This is a genomic window from Amycolatopsis sp. NPDC003676, from assembly GCF_053587275.1.
In genome coordinates this window covers 1-1,183 of the sequence record NZ_JBSFNS010000360.1, presented here as the reverse complement: position 1 = coordinate 1,183, position 1,183 = coordinate 1, and the positions used below count along the sequence as shown (strand labels likewise).

Here is a 1,183-nt window from a genome sequence, read left to right as displayed (position 1 = left end):
ACGAACTGGCCCGCGACCTCGATCGGTACCGCGATCCTTCCGCATGACCCGGGTCACAGCGAGTTGACCTCTACCTCCCGGCTGCGCAGGCTGATCGGCCCGCAGCGGCTGCTGCTGGTGGAGAAGATCCTCGCCAACCGGGAGCCGCTCGACGCGACGCTGCCGGTCGACGGCACCACCGGCTACGACGCGCTCGCCGATCTCGGCGGTGTCCTGATCGATCCGGCCGGCGAGGCCGCGATGACCGAGCTGTCCCAGCACGTCGCCGGGCACGGCAGCGACCGCGCCTGGTTCGGTGAGACCGAGCACCGGATCAAGCGCGCCGTCGCGGAAACCATTCTGGCGCCGGAGATCCGGCGGCTGGTCGCCGCGATCAAACGCGACGGCAACGCGGGCAGCTTCGACACCCTCGCGGTGAGCAACGCGACCATCGAGGTGCTGGCGTTCATGCCGGTGTACCGGGTGGACTACGCGCCGCTGGCCGGGATCACCGCGGCCGTCGTCGCGGAGGTGGAGAAGCGCAACGCCGAGCTGACGGCGCCGCTGTCGGTGCTGGTGACCGCGCTGTCGGTGGGTGGGGAGGCGGCGATCCGGTTCTCCCAGGTGTGCGGCGCGATCACCGCGAAGTCGGTCGAGGACACCATGTTCTATCAGGGCGCGCGGCTGGTGTCGCTGCAGGAGGTGGGCGGCAATCCGGCGCGCTTCGGCCACACCGTCAACGACTTCCACCTGTCCAACAGCGAGCGCTCGCAGCGCTGGCCCGCCACCATGACGACCCTGTCGACCCACGACACCAAGCGCGGCGAGGACGTGCGCGCCCGGATCGGGGTGCTGTCGCAGGTCGCCGAGATCTGGTCGCAGCGGGTGCGCGGCTGGCTGGAGACGACGCCGGCACCCGACGGCGCGACGGCGCTGTTCCTGTTGCAGAACATGTTCGGGGTCTGGCCCGCCGACGGGCGGCCCGCGTCCTCGGTGCCGGGGTTGCGGGATCGGCTGCATCTGTTCGCGGAGAAGTCGATTCGCGAGGCCGGGACCAAGACGTCCTGGGAGGAACCGGACGCGGAGTTCGAATCGTCGGTGCACGGCTGGCTGGACGCGGTGATCGACGGCCCGGTCGGCACCGGCATCGGCGATCTGGCGCACGAGCTGGCCCCGCACGCCTGGTCGGACGCGGTGTCGCAGA

Annotated in this window: 1 pseudogene; it reads left to right on the top strand. The window is 70.9% G+C overall.

The annotated features are described in order from the left end of the window. Positions 1-63: 63 nt before the first annotated feature. Positions 64-1,183 (top strand): annotated as a pseudogene (locus tag ACWDNU_RS46415) (hypothetical protein); the annotation flags it as partial.